Annotated in this window: 16 protein-coding genes and 1 tRNA gene; 11 read left to right on the forward strand and 6 right to left on the reverse strand. The window is 68.0% G+C overall.

Going from position 1 to position 17,431, the window contains the following annotated elements; translation table 11 throughout:
• Positions 1-208 precede the first annotated feature (208 nt).
• The 10 genes from dnaN (at position 209) to ACIBKY_RS42815 (ending at position 12,026) form a co-directional block, all read left to right on the forward strand.
• Positions 209-1,348: a DNA polymerase III subunit beta gene (dnaN, locus tag ACIBKY_RS42770; protein ID WP_397106275.1), complete on the forward strand. Its 1,140-nt coding sequence runs from the start codon at positions 209-211 to the stop codon at positions 1,346-1,348.
• 33 nt (positions 1,349-1,381) lie between these two features.
• Entirely contained in the window at positions 1,382-2,323 is a 942-nt protein-coding gene (gene gnd, locus ACIBKY_RS42775) for a phosphogluconate dehydrogenase (NAD(+)-dependent, decarboxylating) (RefSeq protein ID WP_397106277.1), read from the forward strand.
• A 62-nt stretch (positions 2,324-2,385) separates the two neighbouring features.
• Positions 2,386-3,618: a DNA replication/repair protein RecF gene (gene recF / locus ACIBKY_RS42780; RefSeq protein WP_397106279.1), complete on the forward strand. Its 1,233-nt coding sequence runs from the start codon at positions 2,386-2,388 to the stop codon at positions 3,616-3,618.
• The gene (locus tag ACIBKY_RS42785; RefSeq protein WP_379613047.1) at positions 3,608-4,108 is read left to right on the forward strand and encodes a DUF721 domain-containing protein; all 501 of its coding nucleotides are present in this window, start codon (positions 3,608-3,610) and stop codon (positions 4,106-4,108) included. Before recF ends, ACIBKY_RS42785 begins: the two co-directional genes overlap by 11 nt.
• Positions 4,109-4,410: 302 nt before the next feature.
• A complete protein-coding gene (gene gyrB / locus ACIBKY_RS42790; RefSeq protein ID WP_397106282.1) occupies positions 4,411-6,354 on the forward strand; it encodes a DNA topoisomerase (ATP-hydrolyzing) subunit B in 1,944 nt (647 codons plus the stop codon).
• A 21-nt stretch (positions 6,355-6,375) separates the two neighbouring features.
• Positions 6,376-8,877 (forward strand): DNA gyrase subunit A, encoded by a 2,502-nt coding sequence (gyrA, locus tag ACIBKY_RS42795; RefSeq protein ID WP_397106284.1) that lies wholly within the window; start codon positions 6,376-6,378, stop codon positions 8,875-8,877.
• A gap of 3 nt (positions 8,878-8,880) precedes the next feature.
• Entirely contained in the window at positions 8,881-9,534 is a 654-nt protein-coding gene (locus tag ACIBKY_RS42800; protein ID WP_397106286.1) for a DUF3566 domain-containing protein, read from the forward strand.
• 138 nt (positions 9,535-9,672) lie between these two features.
• Positions 9,673-9,746: transfer RNA gene (locus tag ACIBKY_RS42805), tRNA-Ile, on the forward strand.
• 989 nt (positions 9,747-10,735) lie between these two features.
• Entirely contained in the window at positions 10,736-11,299 is a 564-nt protein-coding gene (locus tag ACIBKY_RS42810) for a DUF4240 domain-containing protein (RefSeq protein WP_397106288.1), read from the forward strand.
• A 121-nt stretch (positions 11,300-11,420) separates the two neighbouring features.
• Positions 11,421-12,026 (forward strand): DUF4352 domain-containing protein, encoded by a 606-nt coding sequence (locus tag ACIBKY_RS42815; protein WP_397106290.1) that lies wholly within the window; start codon positions 11,421-11,423, stop codon positions 12,024-12,026.
• A 135-nt stretch (positions 12,027-12,161) separates the two neighbouring features.
• On the opposite strand, the gene ACIBKY_RS42820 is transcribed toward ACIBKY_RS42815, so the two are convergent.
• From ACIBKY_RS42820 to ACIBKY_RS42830, 3 genes are all read right to left on the reverse strand, one after another.
• On the reverse strand, positions 12,162-12,299 hold the full coding sequence (locus ACIBKY_RS42820; protein WP_397106292.1) for a hypothetical protein: 138 nt from the start codon (positions 12,297-12,299) through the stop codon (positions 12,162-12,164).
• Positions 12,300-12,974: 675 nt separating this feature from the next.
• On the reverse strand, positions 12,975-13,259 hold the full coding sequence (locus ACIBKY_RS42825; protein ID WP_397106294.1) for a hypothetical protein: 285 nt from the start codon (positions 13,257-13,259) through the stop codon (positions 12,975-12,977).
• The gene (locus ACIBKY_RS42830) at positions 13,256-14,500 is read right to left on the reverse strand and encodes a CynX/NimT family MFS transporter (RefSeq protein WP_397106295.1); all 1,245 of its coding nucleotides are present in this window, start codon (positions 14,498-14,500) and stop codon (positions 13,256-13,258) included. Before ACIBKY_RS42830 ends, ACIBKY_RS42825 begins: the two co-directional genes overlap by 4 nt.
• Positions 14,501-14,556: 56 nt before the next feature.
• Between ACIBKY_RS42830 and ACIBKY_RS42835 the strand changes: the two genes are divergently transcribed.
• Positions 14,557-15,045: an RrF2 family transcriptional regulator gene (locus ACIBKY_RS42835; RefSeq protein ID WP_397106297.1), complete on the forward strand. Its 489-nt coding sequence runs from the start codon at positions 14,557-14,559 to the stop codon at positions 15,043-15,045.
• A 106-nt stretch (positions 15,046-15,151) separates the two neighbouring features.
• Here ACIBKY_RS42835 and ACIBKY_RS42840 read toward each other — a convergent pair whose 3' ends face one another.
• The 3 genes from ACIBKY_RS42840 to ACIBKY_RS42850 are packed head-to-tail and all read right to left on the reverse strand — an operon-like array spanning position 15,152 to position 17,218.
• On the reverse strand, positions 15,152-16,423 hold the full coding sequence (locus ACIBKY_RS42840; protein WP_397106299.1) for a cytochrome P450: 1,272 nt from the start codon (positions 16,421-16,423) through the stop codon (positions 15,152-15,154).
• Between the two features lies 1 nt (position 16,424).
• Positions 16,425-16,622, reverse strand: coding sequence for a ferredoxin (locus ACIBKY_RS42845; RefSeq protein ID WP_379613037.1), 198 nt, complete (start codon positions 16,620-16,622; stop codon positions 16,425-16,427).
• On the reverse strand, positions 16,619-17,218 hold the full coding sequence (locus tag ACIBKY_RS42850) for a TetR family transcriptional regulator (RefSeq protein WP_397106301.1): 600 nt from the start codon (positions 17,216-17,218) through the stop codon (positions 16,619-16,621). Before ACIBKY_RS42850 ends, ACIBKY_RS42845 begins: the two co-directional genes overlap by 4 nt.
• Positions 17,219-17,431 lie beyond the last annotated feature (213 nt).

The following is a 17,431-nucleotide window of genomic DNA, read 5'->3' on the forward strand; positions in this document are numbered from 1 at the left end:
CCCCAGGCGTCACCCACACGGGGGGTGGATGAAAATCGGGCCGCTGAGCTGCGGGAACTCGGGTTGTCCACAGTATCCACCGCCCCTAGTGTGATGACCTCTTATCTCTCTTACAAAGAAACTCAAGACCCATAGAGGGGTTCCGCCCGTCCAGAGGTGCGGGAGAGTGAACACTTGAATCAGCGACGAAACCAGGAGGTTGATCACCGTGATGTTCCGAATCGAGCGAGACGTCCTCGCTGAGGCGGTGGCATGGACGGCACGCAGCCTCCCGGCGCGACCGTCGGTGCCCGTCCTGGCCGGCATGCGCCTGGAGGTCACCGGGGAGCAGAAGCTCAAGCTGTCCGGCTTCGACTACGAGGTCTCCGCGGAGGTGACGCTCGAACTACAGACCGGTGAAGCGGGCGTCGTCCTGGTGAGCGGCAAGCTGCTCGCCGAGATCACCCGCGCGCTTCCCGCACAGCCTGTGGACTTCGTGGTGGATGGCGCGAAGGCCGTGGTCACGTGCGGCAGCGCGCGCTTCACCCTGTTGACCATGCCGGTGGAGGACTACCCGTCCCTGCCGACGATGCCGCCGGCCGCGGGCCGGGTGGGCAGCGACGTGTTCGCCTCGGCCGTCGGTCAGGTCGCCGTCGCCGCCGGGCGTGACGACACGCTGCCCATGCTCACGGGCGTGCGCATGGAGATCGAGGGCGACACCGTGACCCTCGCGGCCACCGACCGCTACCGCCTCGCCGTACGCGAGCTGAGGTGGCAGCCTGGGCAGCCGGACTTCGCGGCGATCGCGATGATCCCCGGCAAGACGCTCGCCGACACGGCCAAGGCTCTCGGTTCCACGGGCGCCGAGGTGGAGATCGCGCTAAGCTCGGCCGGCGGCACCGGCGAGGGCATGATCGGGTTCTCCAGCGCCGGGCGCAGGACCACGACGCGGCTGCTCGACCCCGAGTTCCCCAAGTACCGCTCCCTGCTGCCGACGGAGTTCGCGGCCAAGGCCGAGTTGTCCACAGGCCCGTTCGTCGAGGCGGTCAAGCGCGTGGCCCTGGTGGCCGAGCGCAACACCCCGGTGCGCATGGCGTTCAGGGAGGGCGAGGTCGTGCTTGAGGCGGGCAGCGGCGACGAGGCGCAGGCCGTGGAGGTCCTTCCCGTCGACTACGAGGGCGAGGAGATGAACATCGCCTTCAACCACCAGTTCCTGCTCGAAGGCCTCGGCGCCATCGACTCCGACGTGGCCAGGCTCCAGATGACCACGTCCACCAAGCCCGCTATCCTCACCGGCGGCAAGCCTGTGGATGGAGACGCGGCGCCCGACTACCGATACCTGATCATGCCCATCCGCTTGTCGAGCTGAAATGATGGAAGCCTGACAAGGGGGTTGTAACCAATGCAGATCGGCATGGTCGGACTCGGCAAGATGGGCGGCAACATGGCCGAGCGGCTCCGCCGCGGTGGCCACGACGTGGTCGGCTACGACCGCGACCCGTCCGTCAGCGACGTGGGGAGCCTCAAGGAGCTCGTCGGGCGGCTGCAGGCGCCGCGCGTGGTGTGGGTCATGGTGCCCGCGGGCGCGCCCACCCAGCAGACCGTCGACGAGCTGGGCGAACTGCTGGCCGAGGGCGACATCGTCGTCGACGGCGGGAATTCACACTATGTGGATGACCAGAAGCACGCCGAGGAGCTCGCCAAGCGCGGCGTCGGTTTCGTCGACTGCGGCGTGAGCGGCGGCGTCTGGGGGCTGCAGAACGGCTACGCCCTCATGTGCGGCGGCGAGAAGTCCCATGTGGACAAGGTCATGCCGATCTTCGAGACGCTCAAGCCGGAGGGCGAGGACGGCTTCGTCCACGCCGGCGAGGTGGGCGCGGGTCATTTCGCCAAGATGGTCCACAACGGCATCGAGTACGGCATGATGCAGGCCTTCGCCGAAGGCTGGGAGCTGCTGGAGGCCTCCGACGTCGTCAAGGACGTGCGCGGCAGCTTCAGCAGCTGGCGCACCGGCACCGTCATCCGCTCGTGGCTGCTCGACCTGATGGTCCGCGCTCTCGACGACGACGAGCACCTGGACGAGCTCAAGGGTTATGCACAGGACTCCGGCGAGGGCCGGTGGACGGTGCAGGCGGCTGTGGACCACGCCGTGCCGCTGCCGGTGATCACCGCCGCCCTGTACGCCCGCTTCGCCTCCCGCCAGGACGACTCGCCGGCGATGAAGGTCGTGGCCGCGCTCCGCAACCAGTTCGGCGGCCACGCGGTCACCGGGACGGCGGGCTCGGACGAAAAGGGAGCGGACTCCCCCGGCGCCGACGTCAAGCCGCCCAAGGAAGCCGGTTAGGTTTTCCACAGGCGGCACGGCGGTGACCCCAGGGACCGGTGTGGCCCACTAACCTTCCTTGGGTGCATGTCGCCCATCTCTCGCTGACCGACTTCCGGTCCTACGCGTCGGTGGAGCTCGGCCTGGAGCCGGGCATCACCGCCCTCGTGGGGCCGAACGGCCAGGGCAAGACCAACCTGGTCGAGGCCCTGGGCTATGTGGCGACGCACTCCAGCCACCGCGTCGCCAACGACGCTCCCCTGGTACGGCAGGGCGCCGCGCGGGCCATCGTCCGCTGCGCCGTACACAGGGATGAGCGGCGGGCACTGGTCGAGCTGGAGATCAACCCGGGCAAGGCCAACCGGGCCAGGCTCAACCGCTCCCCCGTCTCCCGGCCCAGGGACGTGGTCGGGCTGCTGCGGACGGTGCTGTTCGCGCCGGAGGACCTGGCGCTGGTCAAGGGTGACCCGTCGGAGCGGCGGCGCTTCCTCGACGACCTGCTGGTGTCCAGGGCGCCGCGGTTCGCCGGGGTGCGGGCCGACTACGACCGGGTGCTCAAGCAGCGCGGCGCGCTGCTGCGCACGGCCGCGCAGGCCCGCAGAGGCTCCAGGAGCGCCCGTCGGGCGGAAAGCGACACCGCGTTCGCGTCGGCGGGCGCCGGGGACGTCCTGAGCACTCTGGAGGTCTGGGACGCGCATCTCGCGCGGCACGGGGCCGAGTTGCTTCAGGCGCGGCTCGATCTCGTGGAGGCGCTGCGGCCGCTGGTCGCCGGAGCCTATGCCGCGCTGGCTCCGGCGAGCGGTGCGGCGACCCTGTCGTACCGCAGCACGTTGTCCACAGGTGGGGATGATCCTGAGGGCGAAGAGCCCGGCGGACGTGGATCTTCTGATACACAGACGTTATCCACAGACTTGGGGAAAACCCTAGAAGAGCGGCTGCGCGAGCGGCTACAAGAGGTGCGCTCCGCGGAGCTGGAGCGGGGGGTCACGCTCGTCGGCCCGCACCGCGATGATCTTGTTCTCGGCCTCGGCGAGCTGCCCGCGCGCGGCTACGCCAGCCATGGCGAGTCGTGGTCGTTCGCGCTGGCGCTGCGTCTGGCCGCCTACGACCTGTTGAAGGCCGACGGCGGCGATCCGGTGCTGATCCTGGACGACGTCTTCGCCGAGCTCGACACCCAGCGCAGGCGCCGGCTGGCCGAGATCGTGGCACCGGCCGAGCAGGTCCTGATCACGGCGGCTGTGGACGACGACGTGCCCGGCGAGCTGGTCGGAGCCCGCTACGACGTCGCCGAAGGGAGTGTGAGCCGTGTCCGATGAGGAGAACCCGGCGGCGCGTGGCGCCGCGATGGCCAGGGAGAAGCTGGCCCAGGCCAAGGCGGACGCGGCCAAGCGCGGCCAGCTCCCCCGGCGCGAACCGCGCCGCAGAGCCGCGGGGCCGTCGCGTGGAGCAGGCGATCCCCAGCTTTTCGGCCGGGCCATCATGGATCTGCTGTCCGACCGCGGCTGGGAGCGCTCCGCCGCGGTCGGCGGGGTTTTCGGCCGCTGGGCGGACATCGTCGGCACCGATCTCGCCGCGCACACCAAACCGGAGTCCTTCGAGGACGGCGAGGTGCTCGTCGTGGCCGACTCCACGGCATGGGCGACGCAGGTCAGGCTGCTCGCGCGCACCCTCGTACGCAGGCTGAACGAGGAGCTCGGTGACAACACGGTCACAAAAGTGAAGGTCAGGGGTCCGCAGAACGCGCCACGCCCCAGCGGCGGCCTGCGCGTGACCGGCAGCCGGGGCCCCGGAGACACCTATGGCTAGCCCGCTCCGGGCGATCAGAGAGCCACAGACGCGATGAGCCCCCCACGCAAAGGGGGGATGCTTAAGCGGGGGGAAAACGAGCTAGAGAGCACCACAGGCGCGTTCAATGCCACCTTCGGCGCTCCGAGCCGGTAGAATGAAAGCGGATTCCGGACACGTCCGCTTGCGTGTCACCCCGGCAGCAAGCCGACTCCCCCGGGTGACCGCGCATCGGGGCACTCACGACGGTGACGGGCACGGCAGGGGCAGCTCGTAGTTGACTGCTTACCCAGCCGCGTGTCCGCGGCAGGAGGATTTCGCACTTGTCCTACGACGCTAGCTCAATCACCGTACTCGAAGGGCTTGAGGCGGTCCGCAAGCGCCCGGGTATGTATATCGGCTCCACCGGCGAGCGCGGCCTGCACCACCTTGTCCAGGAGATCGTGGACAACGCTGTGGACGAGGCCCTCGCGGGTTATGCCAAACACATCGACGTCACCCTACTCGCCGACAACGGCGTGCGCGTCGTGGACGACGGCCGCGGCATCCCGACGGGCATCCACCCGGTCGAGAAGCGGTCCGCTGTCGAGGTCGTCCTGACCACGCTGCACGCCGGCGGCAAGTTCGACGGCAGCTCGTACGCCGTCTCCGGCGGCCTGCACGGCGTGGGTTCAGCCGTGGTCAACGCGTTGTCCACGGCCATGGACGTGGTGGTCAAGCAGAACGGCTACTACCACCACCTGCGCCTGGAGAACTCCAAGCCGCTGGCGCCGCTGCAGCAGGGCGAGGCGACCGACGAGACCGGGACCGAGATCACCTTCTGGGCCGACGGCACGATCTTCGAGACCACCACGTGGAACTTCGAGCTGCTCTCGCGCCGCTTCCAGGAGATGGCCTTCCTCAACAAGGGCCTGACGATCACGCTCACCGACGAGCGGCCCGACCACATCAACGGTGAGGTGCACCAGGTCGAGTACCTCTACGAGGGCGGCCTGTCCGACTTCGTCAAGCACCTCAACGGCAAGAAGGAGCCGGCGCACGCCTCGATCATCGCCTTCGAGGAAGAGGGCGACGGCATCTCGGTCGAGATCGCGATGCAGTGGAACAACTCCTACTCGGAGTCGGTCTACTCCTTCGCCAACGTCATCAACACCGCCGAGGGCGGCACCCACGAGGAGGGCTTCCGCGCGGCGCTGACGTCGATCGTCAACCGCTACGCGCGCGAGCAGAAGTTCCTCAAGGAGGGCAAGGACGAGAACCTCTCCGGCGAGGACGTCCGCGAGGGCCTGACCGCGATCATCTCGGTGAAGCTGGCCGACCCGCAGTTCGAGGGCCAGACCAAGACCAAGCTGGGCAACACCGAGGCCAAGTCGTTCGTGCAGAAGGCCTGCAACGACCACCTGCGCGACTGGTTCGAGCGCAACCCGGGCGAGGCCAAGGACGTCATCAACAAGTCGCTGCAGGCCGCCCGCGCCCGCGTCGCCGCCCGCCAGGCCCGCGACCTGACCCGGCGCAAGTCGCTGCTGGAGTCCGGCAGCGGCCTGCCGGGCAAGCTGGCCGACTGCCAGTGGAACGACCCGGAGAAGTGCGAGCTCTACATCGTCGAGGGCGACTCGGCCGGCGGCTCCGCCAAGGGCGGGCGCGACTCGCGCTACCAGGCGATCCTCCCGATCCGCGGCAAGATCCTCAACGTGGAGAAGGCCCGGATCGACAAGGTTCTCAAGAACAACGAGGTCCAGGCGCTCATCACCGCGCTCGGCACGGGTGTGCACGACGAGTTCGACATCTCGAAGCTGCGCTACCACAAGGTGATCCTGATGGCCGACGCCGACGTCGACGGCCAGCACATCAACACGCTGCTGCTGACGTTGCTGTTCCGCTTCATGCGGCCGCTGATCGAGGCCGGGCACGTCTACCTGTCCTGCCCGCCGCTGTACAAGATCAAGTGGAACCGCAGCGGTGACGACGCCTCGTACGCCTACTCCGACACCGAGCGCGACGCGGTCATCCAGGCCGGCATCGAAGCGGGCAAGCCCGACCCGCGGCCGCGCGACAACGTCCAGCGCTTCAAGGGTCTCGGCGAGATGAACGCCGGCCAGCTCTGGGAGACCACGATGAACCCGGAGACCCGGCTGCTTCGCCTGGTCACGCTCGATGACGCCGCGCAGGCCGACGACCTGTTCAGCGTGCTGATGGGCGAGGACGTCGAAGCAAGGCGCGACTTCATCATCCGTAACGCCCGCGACGTCCGCTTCCTCGACGTTTAGCCAGAATAAGGATCACCACCTGTGACGGAAGTGAACACCAGTTTCCCGGCTGAGCGCATCGAGCCGGTAGACATCCAGTCCGAGATGCAGCGCAGCTACATGGACTACGCGATGTCCGTCATCGTGTCCCGTGCGCTGCCTGACGTCCGCGACGGCCTCAAGCCGGTGCACCGCCGGGTCCTCTACGCGATGTACGACGGCGGCTACCGTCCCGATCGCGGCTACTTCAAGTGCGCGCGCGTCGTCGGTGACGTGATGGGCACCTACCATCCCCACGGCGACACGTCGATCTACGACGCGCTGGTACGGCTGGCGCAGCCCTGGTCGCTGCGCTACCCGCTGGTCGACGGGCAGGGCAACTTCGGCTCGCCGGGCAACGACCCGGCGGCGGCGATGCGCTACACCGAGTGCAAGCTCGCGCCCATCGCCATGGAGATGCTGCGCGACATCGACAAGGACACCGTCGACTTCCGCCCCAACTACGACGGCAAGTCGCAGGAGCCGGACGTCCTGCCGGCGCGGTTCCCGCAGCTGCTGGTCAACGGTTCGGGCGGCATCGCCGTCGGCATGGCCACCAACATCCCGCCGCACAACCTGCGCGAGGTGGCTGCCGCGGTCAAGTGGTGCCTGGAAAACCCCGAGGCCCCCGACGAGGAGCTGCTCGAAGCGGCGATCGGGCTGGTCAAGGGGCCCGACTTCCCGACCCGCGCGCTCATCGTGGGCCGCCGGGGCATCGAGGACGCCTACCGCACCGGCCGTGGTTCGATCACCATGCGCGCGGTGGTCGAGGTCGAGGAGGACGGCAAGGGCCGCCAGGCGCTGGTCGTCACCGAGCTGCCCTATCAGGTCAACCCGGACAACCTGGCGCTGAAGATCGCCGAGCTGGTCCGGGAAGGCAAGCTGACGGGGATCGCCGACGTACGCGATGAGAGCTCTTCGCGGGTCGGGCAGCGGCTGGTGATCGTGCTCAAGCGCGACGCGGTCGCCAAGGTGGTGCTGAACAACCTCTACAAGCACACCCAGCTGCAGGACACCTTCGGGGCCAACATGCTGGCCCTGGTCGACGGCGTGCCGCGTACGCTGCGGCTCGACCAGTTCGTCCGGCACTACGTGGCCCACCAGATCGAGGTCATCGTCCGCCGGACGCGCTACCTGCTGCGTAAGGCCGAGGAGCGCGCGCACATCCTGCGCGCGCTGCTGAAGGCGCTCGACCGGCTGGACGAGGTCATCGCCCTCATCCGCGCGTCCGAGTCGGCCTCGCATGCCCAGCAGGGCCTGATGTCGCTGCTGGACATCGACGAGGTGCAGGCGCAGGCCATCCTCGACATGCAGTTGCGCAAGCTCGCCGCCCTGGAGCGCCGGTCGATCCAGGACGAGTACGACCAGCTGATGGCCATGATCGCCGAGTACAACGCGATCCTGGCCAGCGAGGCACGCCAGCGGGAGATCGTCAACGAAGAGCTGACGGAGATTGTCAACAAGTTCGGCGACGAGCGGCGTACCGAGATCATCGCCTACGACGGCGACATGTCGATCGAGGACCTCATCGCCGAGGAGGGCGTGGTCGTCTCGATCACGCGCGACGGCTACGCCAAGCGCACCAAGACCGACCTCTACCGTCAGCAGAAGCGCGGCGGCAAGGGCGTGCGCGGCGCGCAGCTGCGCCAGGACGACATCGTCGACCACTTCTTCGTCACCACGACGCACCACTGGCTGCTGTTCTTCACGAACAAGGGGCGCGTGTACCGGGTCAAGGCGTATGAGCTGCCTGACGTGGCACGGGACGCGCGGGGCATGCATCTCGCGAACCTTCTTGCCATGCAGCCCGACGAAACAGTCATGGAAGTTCTGGATTTGCGTGACTACGACGTCGCGCAGTACCTGGTGCTGGCAACGCGCAGCGGCCTGGTGAAGAAGACGCGCCTGGCGGAGTACGACTCCCCCAGGACCGGCGGCCTCATCGCGATCAACCTCCGCGACGACGACGAGGTCATCGCCGCCCGGCTGGTGTCGGAGGAGGATGACCTGCTGCTCGTGTCGAAGGGGGCGCAGTCGATCAGGTTCACCGCCTCCGACGACGCGCTGCGCCCGATGGGCCGCGCGACCAGCGGTGTCATCGGGATGAGGTTCCTCGAAGGCGACGAACTTCTCGCCATGAATCGCATCGCAGACGGTCAAGATGTGCTTATTGCCACCAAGGCTGGGTACGCGAAGCGGACGCCCGTGGACCAGTATCCAGTTCAGGGCCGTGGCGGTAAGGGCGTGCTGACGGCGAAAATTGTCAGCGCACGTGGCAAGCTGGTTGGAGCCGTCATGGTCAACCCGGAGGACGAGGTCTTCGCGATCACGTCAGCGGGCGGGGTGATCCGGACGAGTGCCGGGCAGATCAAGCAGTCCGGCCGCCAGACCATGGGAGTGCGCTTGATGAATCTCGCCGAAGGCGACAGCGTGGTGGCTCTCGCCCGAAACGCCGAGTCGTTGGAGGCTTCGGTCGAGGCAGAGGAAGACGGGGGAGGAGAGTAACGGATGAGCGCCGCCCAGGGTGGTCCCGCCAAGACCAAGCCGGTCGTTCGTGAGAACGGCCAGTCGCAGCAGCAGCCTCAGAAGAACAAGCCGGCGGAGACCGTCGACTCGGTCAGGGAAGAGCAGAGGGCGCCGGAGGCACCGGCCAAGGCTCCGGAAGAGGGCAACGACACGGTCCGCGTCCGGCCGTCCCTCGCCACCGAGGCTCCCCCTCCGCCACCCAAGATCGAGCTACCCACCAAGAAGAAGGCCGCGGGAGGCGCCGCCGGGGCCAGGCTGCCGCGCAAGGCCCACCTGGTCCTGCGCCGGATCGAGCCCTGGTCGGCCATGAAGTTCAGCTTCGTGGTGTCCCTGGTCTGCTTCGTGGTGCTGTTCGTGGCGGTCGCCGTACTGTACGGCGTGCTGTCGGCCCTGGGCGTGTTCGACTCACTGGTCGACCTGGTCAACCAGCTCGGCAAGGGCGAGCAGGGCCAGAACGCCATCCCGATCAACATCGCCTCCTGGTTCGAGCCGGTGCGCATCCTGGGCTACACGGCGCTGATCGGCGCGGTGAACGTCGTGCTGATCACGGCGCTGGCCACGTTGGGCGCGGTCATCTACAACATCGCCTCCGATCTGGTGGGCGGCGTCGAGGTGACCTTCAGCGAGGCCGAGTAGCCACCGCTTGTCTTCGCCGCCCCCGTGCGTCTTCTGGCTGGGGGCGGCGCGAGCAGTGGGGCGGGCACGGTAAGCTTTTCCTCGTCCGAACAACCGGTTCGCACCCGTTCGGCGGATGCGATAACGTTCGGTGTGCGCGGGGCTATAGCTCAGACGGTTAGAGCGCTTCCCTGATAAGGAAGAGGTCCCAGGTTCAAGTCCTGGTAGCCCCACCCAGTCTGAACAGGCAAGAGGCCGCTATTCGATCTTCGGGTAGCGGTCTTTGCGTATGGTGAGTGTCTAACTGCGCTATTACCGTCCTGGATCTATCCAGCGAAGAGCAGGTTGGGGGCGCCATATGGCGGAGACACATCCTGAGCCGTCTGTCCACCAGGTGTTCCTGCAAGACAGCGCTGGTGTTTACGAGTCGCTGGTGGCCGATGGCTATGGCGATGACGGAACCGAGGCGATACGTGTCCATCGCGGTGGCCCAGATGGCCGGTCAGCCAGTGCGGATGCCACTTCTGATGGCCGCATTTCCGACTACATCGGAGGTAGAGCATCAGGGAAGGAACAGCGTGAACTCCGTACCGCACAGACCTTGGTGCTGGCCCTCAACCAGCGTGGCGCCAAATGGAGCGATCCGGAGGTCTTGAGCGCCGGCGCTCGCGACGAACGGGGTGTGGACTGTGTCGCCCAGGACGATGCTGGCTTGACGCTACAAATCCAAGTCACAACGATCGAGCGGCACGCGTGGAGGACTCTAGACCGTCAACCTTCGTACGCTCGTAGTGAGGATTACGAGGTGGTGGTGGAGGCCATACGCCTCGCAATAGCGGCGAAGGCTACACGAGCTGATCCCCGAGTGATACTTGCCTTGGATGCTACAGACAGTGTGAGAGCAGCCCTGCGATCTGTTGTGGCTCGATTCCGCTCAGATCATGGCGCATGGGCAGCCAGCATCGGTTTCGAGCAAGTTTGGCTCGTAGGGCCCGTGGGGGACCTGACGCAGCGACTAGACCTTCACGACTAATGGAGAGGGAGGCCAGGATTCGGAGCCCCCTCTCGCGGACGACTGGTTGGCTGAGCGCGGCTGCTCGTGTTGACCAACGCAGGCCGGGACGCGCTGGCCAGTAGCGTGCCCCTCAGGATATGGCAGCAGCGCTCCCTGCGCCCTGGACTGCGGGACGAAATGGTTCGCGGCGAGTGCCATCATGCCCGCATGGACCTTGCAGCCTTCTGGGATCTGATCGAACGCTCCGGCGCTGAACACTCCACGCGACAGGCGCGCTTGGAGTGGTTGGAGAACGAGCTGTCTCGCATGCCGCTGCAGGAGATCGTCGAATACCAGGTCCTCTATGAGACGACGCATGCTCGTGGCCTCGAATACGACCTGCTCGGCGCGTATTGGCGGGTGTTCGGGTCGTCGATTGACGGCTTTGACTACGGCGTGCGCTGGCTGATCAGCTTGGGGCGCGAGCCGTACGAGAAGGTCGTCGAGCAGCCGGACCTCCTGACCACGCTGCCTGAGGTGGTGGCGGCGTACGCCAAGCTGTGGTGCTGGACAGACGAGGAGCGGCCGGAGTTCGAGCGCCTGGGCTACGTGGCGTCGCGGGCCTGCAAGAAATTGGGCGTCAAGGACGCCTTCCTTGATGCCGTCGTCGAGCGGCGTCCCTCCGACTACGGCTGGCTTGGGCAGAAGTGGGATTGTGAGGATTGGGCCGAAGCCGAACGACGCCTGCCCCGCACGATGGCTTTCCTGGACTCCGATGGTGATTCAGTCTGACGTCTTGAAGCGCGGCATTGCCTGCCTTGTAGCTGCTAGGCAGGGCTGGTGGGCTCGTTGCAATGATGAGACGCTGCGCGATTTACCATCGCGAACGCCCAAAGTGGCTATGGAGGCCTTGATGTCTGAGCGTTTGGGGGAGATGCCCCCCGATCCTGGTCTACCCCAGAACCCGTTTACGCCTCCGCCGCACCACGATCCATCCTGCGGCGCGCCACCGTCGGTCCAGCCGAGGAAACACAGCCGGGCATTCGCATTCGTCATGCTGTGCATCGGCGCTGTCGTCGGTGCCCTGGGCGTTCTCGGTGCCATCGCCGCCATGGACGGGTACGGGCCCTTCGCCCCGCAGGCGCCCATGGGCCAGGTGGTCACGGTTGGTGATTTCCGCATCGTCGTCATTGCGGTCGAGCGACAGGGCCCCGTCGAGGGCATGTCGGCCGAACTGATCCCCCAGGGCGAATTCGTCCTCGTCAGGATGTCGGTGCAGAACACCGGCTCCAGTGCTCAGACGTTCGCGGTCGCCCCTCAAAAGCTGCAGGCGGGCGGGGCGGAGTATGACAGTGTCCGCGTACGTGAAACTGGGCCAACGTTCGATCGGATCCCGCCCGGCGGCACTGCCTCCGGCCCGATCGTCTTCGACGTGCCAGAGGGCGCTCAACTCGAAGCGGTCGAACTGCACGGGAGCGCCTTCTCGTGGGGGGCCAAGGTGAAGGTTTCAGAAGGCTGAACCTCTTCGTGTCGCACATTCGTTCGGTCGTATGATCCCACAAGAGGAAAGCCCGCTCCCTTTCGGCGTTGGGGGCGGGCTCTCTGCATGTTCACTGCGCCAGCAGTTTTGCAGCCAGTCCGAACTGGCCACCGGTTATAGGAAGTCGCGCCAGAAGGGGACGACTGTTGGCGGAGTCCAGTTTGGGTTGATGCCGAGGCCGGCTCCGCCGAACTCCTGCTGGATGTAGTCGAAGAGGTCGGTGCCGTAGTAGATGATGTCTGTCTGGTGCATCGACAGGACCGGGTGTCCGTAGGACCCTCGTCCGGCTGACAAGTCCCGTCTACACCAGCCGGCGGGCGGCTGATGTGCCGAGCGCGGAACCTGCGGTGGAATCGTAGCCGGGTCTTCGAGCAGCTGGGCTGCTTGGCCTACGTTGGCGTCGCGGCGCGCGCAGGAACTGCGTCGGTGGCCTCTGGGATACGCCGCCCCAGGCCGCCCTGCACGACTTCGGTGCCCTTCTCAGTGCAGCCGTCGCCGCGCCGGTCCCGTAGCCGCATCACCCATCCTGACCAGCTCTCTGCCTGCTCCCATCCACCGCTGGTGATGACGATGTGTGGTGCGGCTGCAGCCGGCGCGAGCCCGAATCCGTCATCGAGCGCCGCCCAGACCTCGTGGTGGACGGGGGTGGAGTACAAGAGATCTTGGCTGGCGACCGCACGGCGCTGGTCGTGAAGCCCTAGCGGGGAAAGTGGGGAGAGACGATCTTGAGCTGGATTCACCGAGATTCACGAGCGTTGGCCCTGCTCGCCTCGTGACCAGCGGAATCCATGATCCGCCTGGTCGGCGTGATCGCCTGACTGTGCGGATAAGAGGTCCCAGGTTCAAGTCCTGGTAGCCCCACCCAGTCTCATCAGTACAAGCAGAGCCGCTCTCGATCGTGAGGCGGCTCTTTTGCGTGTCCGGGGTTCAGCAGGGGTAGACGGAGATGCCGGGTGGGTCCTGTAGGCAGGCGAACGTGCCGTCGGGCAGGGCGATGATGACGACCTCGATGGTCTGGCCGTCGTCGGCCTGGGTGCTCTGCTTGGGCTCGTACTTGACCAGCGAGTCGGCGGGGAAGTCGCGGTCCAGGGTGCGGCCCATGATGAGGCTCACCTCGTAGAGGCGGCTCTTGACCTCTTCGGTGAGCCTTTTGACCCGCGCGCGGTCGTCCGTGCTCAGAGGGACGCGGGTCTGTTCTGTGGTGCTCGTCATGATGGGTCCCTTTCGTGGTTTCTAGGACCATCGTGTGGTTGCGGGGTTCCTGCCGGCATGAGCAACCCCCTACTCAACCTGGTCACCGGGATGAGGGTCAGTGCCGTCACCGCCGCCAGGGCGCCGAAGGCGAGGCGGAAGTCGCCCATGGTGTCGCGCAGGGCGCCGACGAGGACGGGGGCGAGGGCGGCGCAGCCGTACCCGATGAAGAAGGCCATCGCGCTGATGCGGCCCGCCTGCGCGGCGTCGTGGCTGAGGACCACGGGGAGCGTGAGGACCAGGGTGAACAGGCCGCCGTGGCCGACGCCCAGGGTGGTTATCCACAGCCAGGTCGCCGTGGCGGGAGCGAGGGACAGGCCGGCGAAGCCTATGGCGGTGAGGGTGGTCGTCAGTGCCAGTCCTACGCGACGGTCTCGTCGCTCGCCCAGCAGCGCGGGTACGGCCAGCATCGCCGCCACCTGGATGCCGATCATCACGGTCAGCAGGCCACCGCCGCCGGTGCCGCTCTCCCGCAGAAGGGGCACGATCCAGGCCAGCTCGCAGTAGTACAGGGCGGAGCTGGCGGCCGACAGGACGGTCACCCGCCAGGCCACGGCGCTGCGCCACGGCAGGCCCCTGGTGGCGGGGCCGGCGGGGGCGGTCGCATCGTGCAGGGCCAGTGAGCGCCGCGATGCCGTCCAGACGGCGGTGCCGGCGAGCGCGAGCAGGGACCAGGACGCCAGCGCGCCGGGCCACGAGTTCAGGAAGCCGGCCAGGGGAGAGCTGACCCCGGCCGCGACGGCGCCGCCCGCGCCGAGCCCGGCGGTGTAGACGCCGGTGGCGAGGCCGGCGCGGTCGGCGAAGCGGGTCTTCACGACGGCGGGGAGCAGGGTCTGGGCGATGGCGATCCCGGCTCCGACCGCCGCCGCGCAGCTCAGCTGCAGCCAGGTGGACGCGCCCGCGGCGCGGGCGGCCGTGGCCAGGGTGATGACGGCCAGGCCGAGCAGTACACCGCGCTGAAGCCCGAGACGCCGGCCGGCCACGGCGGCGAGTGGCGCGCACAGGCCCATGGCCAGGGTCGGGATGGTCGTCAGGAGCGCGACGGCGGTCGCGGTCAGGTCCAGGTCGGCGCGGATGCGGTCCACGAGCGGGGAGACGGCGGCGATCGCCGGCCGCAGGTTGGCCGCCGCCACGAACATCGCCAGCCCGGCCATGCCGAGCGTCTGCTTGCCCATCGTCCAGCCTCCATTGATCTCGGACATTCTCTATCCGAGTTCTATCACACAACTCGGACAGAAAATGTCCGTAAGATGGGGCCATGAAGCTGTCCAACGGGGTGGAGTGGGCGCTGCACAGTTGCGTCACGCTCAGCCAGAGCCGCGAGCCCGTGCCCGCGGCGCGGCTCGCCGAACTGCACGGCACCCCGCCCGCCTACCTGGCCAAGCATCTGCAGGCGCTGTCGCGGGCGGGCATCGTGCGCTCCACGGCGGGCCAGGTCGGTGGCTACTCCCTGACCAGGCCCGCGGCCGAGATTTCTGCGCTGGAGGTGGTACGGGCCATCGACGGCACCGAGCCCGCCTACCGGTGTACTGAGATCCGTCAGCGTGGGCCGCTGGCCCTTCCGGCCGAGCGGTGTGAGCGGCCCTGCGCGATCGCCCGCGCGATGGCGGCCGCCGAGGAGGCCTGGGCGCGGGCGCTCGGCGAGGTCACGGTCGCGGACCTCGCCGAGCGCATCGACGCCGACAGCGGGGGTACGGCGATGGCCGCCGTCGGACGCTGGCTCACCCGCGAAACCGCCGGTCGTTAGACCACCGGGGCGAGGCCGGCCGATCGGGTGCGGGCCGGCACGAGATAGAGCGGGACGGTGACGGCGAGGCTGATGTCAGTGCCCGACGGGGCTGCGGCGACCGTGGTCAGAGGCGCCGGATCGGAAGGGTTCTGGGGCCGCGGACCTGGCCGGTGGCCCAGGTGACGGCGTCCGGGTCGGACAGGGTGAAGGACGGGACGCGTTCCAGCCACACCTCCAGCGCGATCCGGAGCTCCATGCGGGCCAGGTGCGAGCCGACACAGCGGTGGATGCCGAGGCCGAAGGCGACGTGCCGGTTGACCTCGCGGTCGATCACGACCTCGTCGGCGCGCTCGAAGTAGGCGGGGTCGCGGTTGGCGGCGGGGAACGACAGCAGGATCCAGTCCTCCGCCTTCATCTCCACGCCGTTCCAGCTCAGATCCTCCTTGACCAGCCGCGCCATGGTCACCGGCGCGTAGGCGCGCAGGAACTCCTCCATGGCGGTCGGCAGCAGCTCCGGCTCGGCGACCAGGCGTTCGCGGTCGGCGGGGGTCTTGGCCAGGTGCCACAGGGAGGCGCCGATCGCGCTCCACGTGGTGTCGATGCCGGCGATGAGAAGCAGGGCCATCGTGCCGGCGACGTGGTCGGGGGAGAGCTTCTGGCCGTACAGCTCGGCGTCGATGAGGAAGGTGGTCAGGTCCTCGCGCGGGCGGTCGAGGTGGTCGCGGATCTGGACCAGCAGGTAGTCGAAGAGCCTGCCCATGTTGGCGATGCGCTGGTCCGGCGGCAGGTTGACGCCTTCCAGCGCGCTTTCGATGAACTCGCGGAACCTGGGCCCGTCCTCCGCCGGGAAGCCGAGCATGTCGGCGATGACGCGTACCGGGATGTGCTGGGCGTAGTCGCGGGCGGCGTCCACGACCTCCCGGCCCTCCATGGCGTCGATCAGCGAATGACAGAACGCCCTGGTCGCCGCCTCTCTCTTGCCCACCTCGGTCTTGGTGAAGGCGGGCAGCAGCAGCTTGCGCGCGTCGTGGTGGAAGGGCGGGTCGGAGGAGATCGGCGGCACGCCGCCCACGGGCGCGATCTCCTTGGGCGGGCGGAAGTTGCTCATGATGATCGAGCGCGAGGAGAAGCTCTCGGTGTCGTAGGCGATCGCGGCGACGTCCTCGTAGCGGGTGGGCAGCCATCCGCCGCCGAACCGCTCGGTGTGCGCGATGGGACACCGCTGCCGCAGATCGTCCTGGATGGGGTACGGATCAGCCGCCCATTCCCCCTCGGTGTGGGAGAAATCGGTCGCCCAGTCGGCGACGGGGCCGGTGATGATCTCGTTGCGGGTGCCTTCGAGCGGGGCGTCCTGCCGGTCGTCCGCGGCTGGGGTGAAGCGGTCGTCGACGGTCATCTCACGCCTCCTGTACGGCTATCGCGCGTTCCGGGCAGTTGGCCGCGGCCAGCCGGGCGGCGGGTACGGCGGCGTCCCGAACGAGGCCGTCGCCGGCGACCTGCCCATAACCCTCGTCGTCCTCGGTGAACAGCTCGGGCGACAGGTCGTAGCACCGCCCGTGACCCTGACATCGTTCGGCGTTGATGTGGACTTTCACTGCTTGTGCTCCTGTGCTCCTAGCGCGGTCACGACGCGGGAGAGCAGCTTGGCCCACTCCCCGGCGTCGACGGCGTGCAGGTCGGGGGTGATCAGGGCGCTGCCCATCGCGAGCAGGAGGCAGAAGTGGGCGAGGGCGTCCGGCGACAGGTCGGACTCGATCTCCCCGGCGTGCTGGGCCGCCTCCACCAGCCCGGCCAGCCAGTCGGCGCGCTCGCCGACGTACCCGCGCATGGGCCTGGCCAGTTCCTCGTCCCGGCGGGCGGCCACCAGGGCTTCGACGATCAGGTAGCCCGCGGCCTCGCGCCGTTCGGGCAGGCGGCCGCCGACGATGAGGAGCAGATCGGTGATCGAGCGGTCGGGCTCGGCGGTGAGCAGTTCGGCCAGCAGTCGCGGGCCGTGCGCGCGCAGCGCGGCCACGAGCAGGTCGGCCTTGGAACCGAAGTGCGCGTAGAGCGCCCCGTTGCTGACCCCGGCGGCGGCGGCGATGTCGGCCACCCTGGTTCCGTCGTACCCGCGCTCGGCGAACGCCTCGGCGGCGGCGTGCAGCAGCCGTTGACGTGTCTCGGCGGCGGTGACGCCGGCGATGCGGCCCATGCCCGAATTAAAAGACCGTTCATTTGATACGTCAAGCCCCCGAGGGACATGCCTGGGGTCCGGACGGGCCCGTGATGGTGGGCCCGTCCGGGCTTTGGGTCAGGGGTGGTCGGGGCCCTGGGTGTTCCAGAAGTGGCGGACGATGTGGCTGCTCGGGCACAGGGCCCGGGACACGCCGGTGCCGCCGGTCATGGGGCCGAGGTGGTCGCGGTC

Origin of the sequence: Nonomuraea sp. NPDC050394, assembly GCF_044459065.1 — a bacterium.
Taxonomy (GTDB): Bacteria; Actinomycetota; Actinomycetes; order Streptosporangiales; family Streptosporangiaceae; genus Nonomuraea.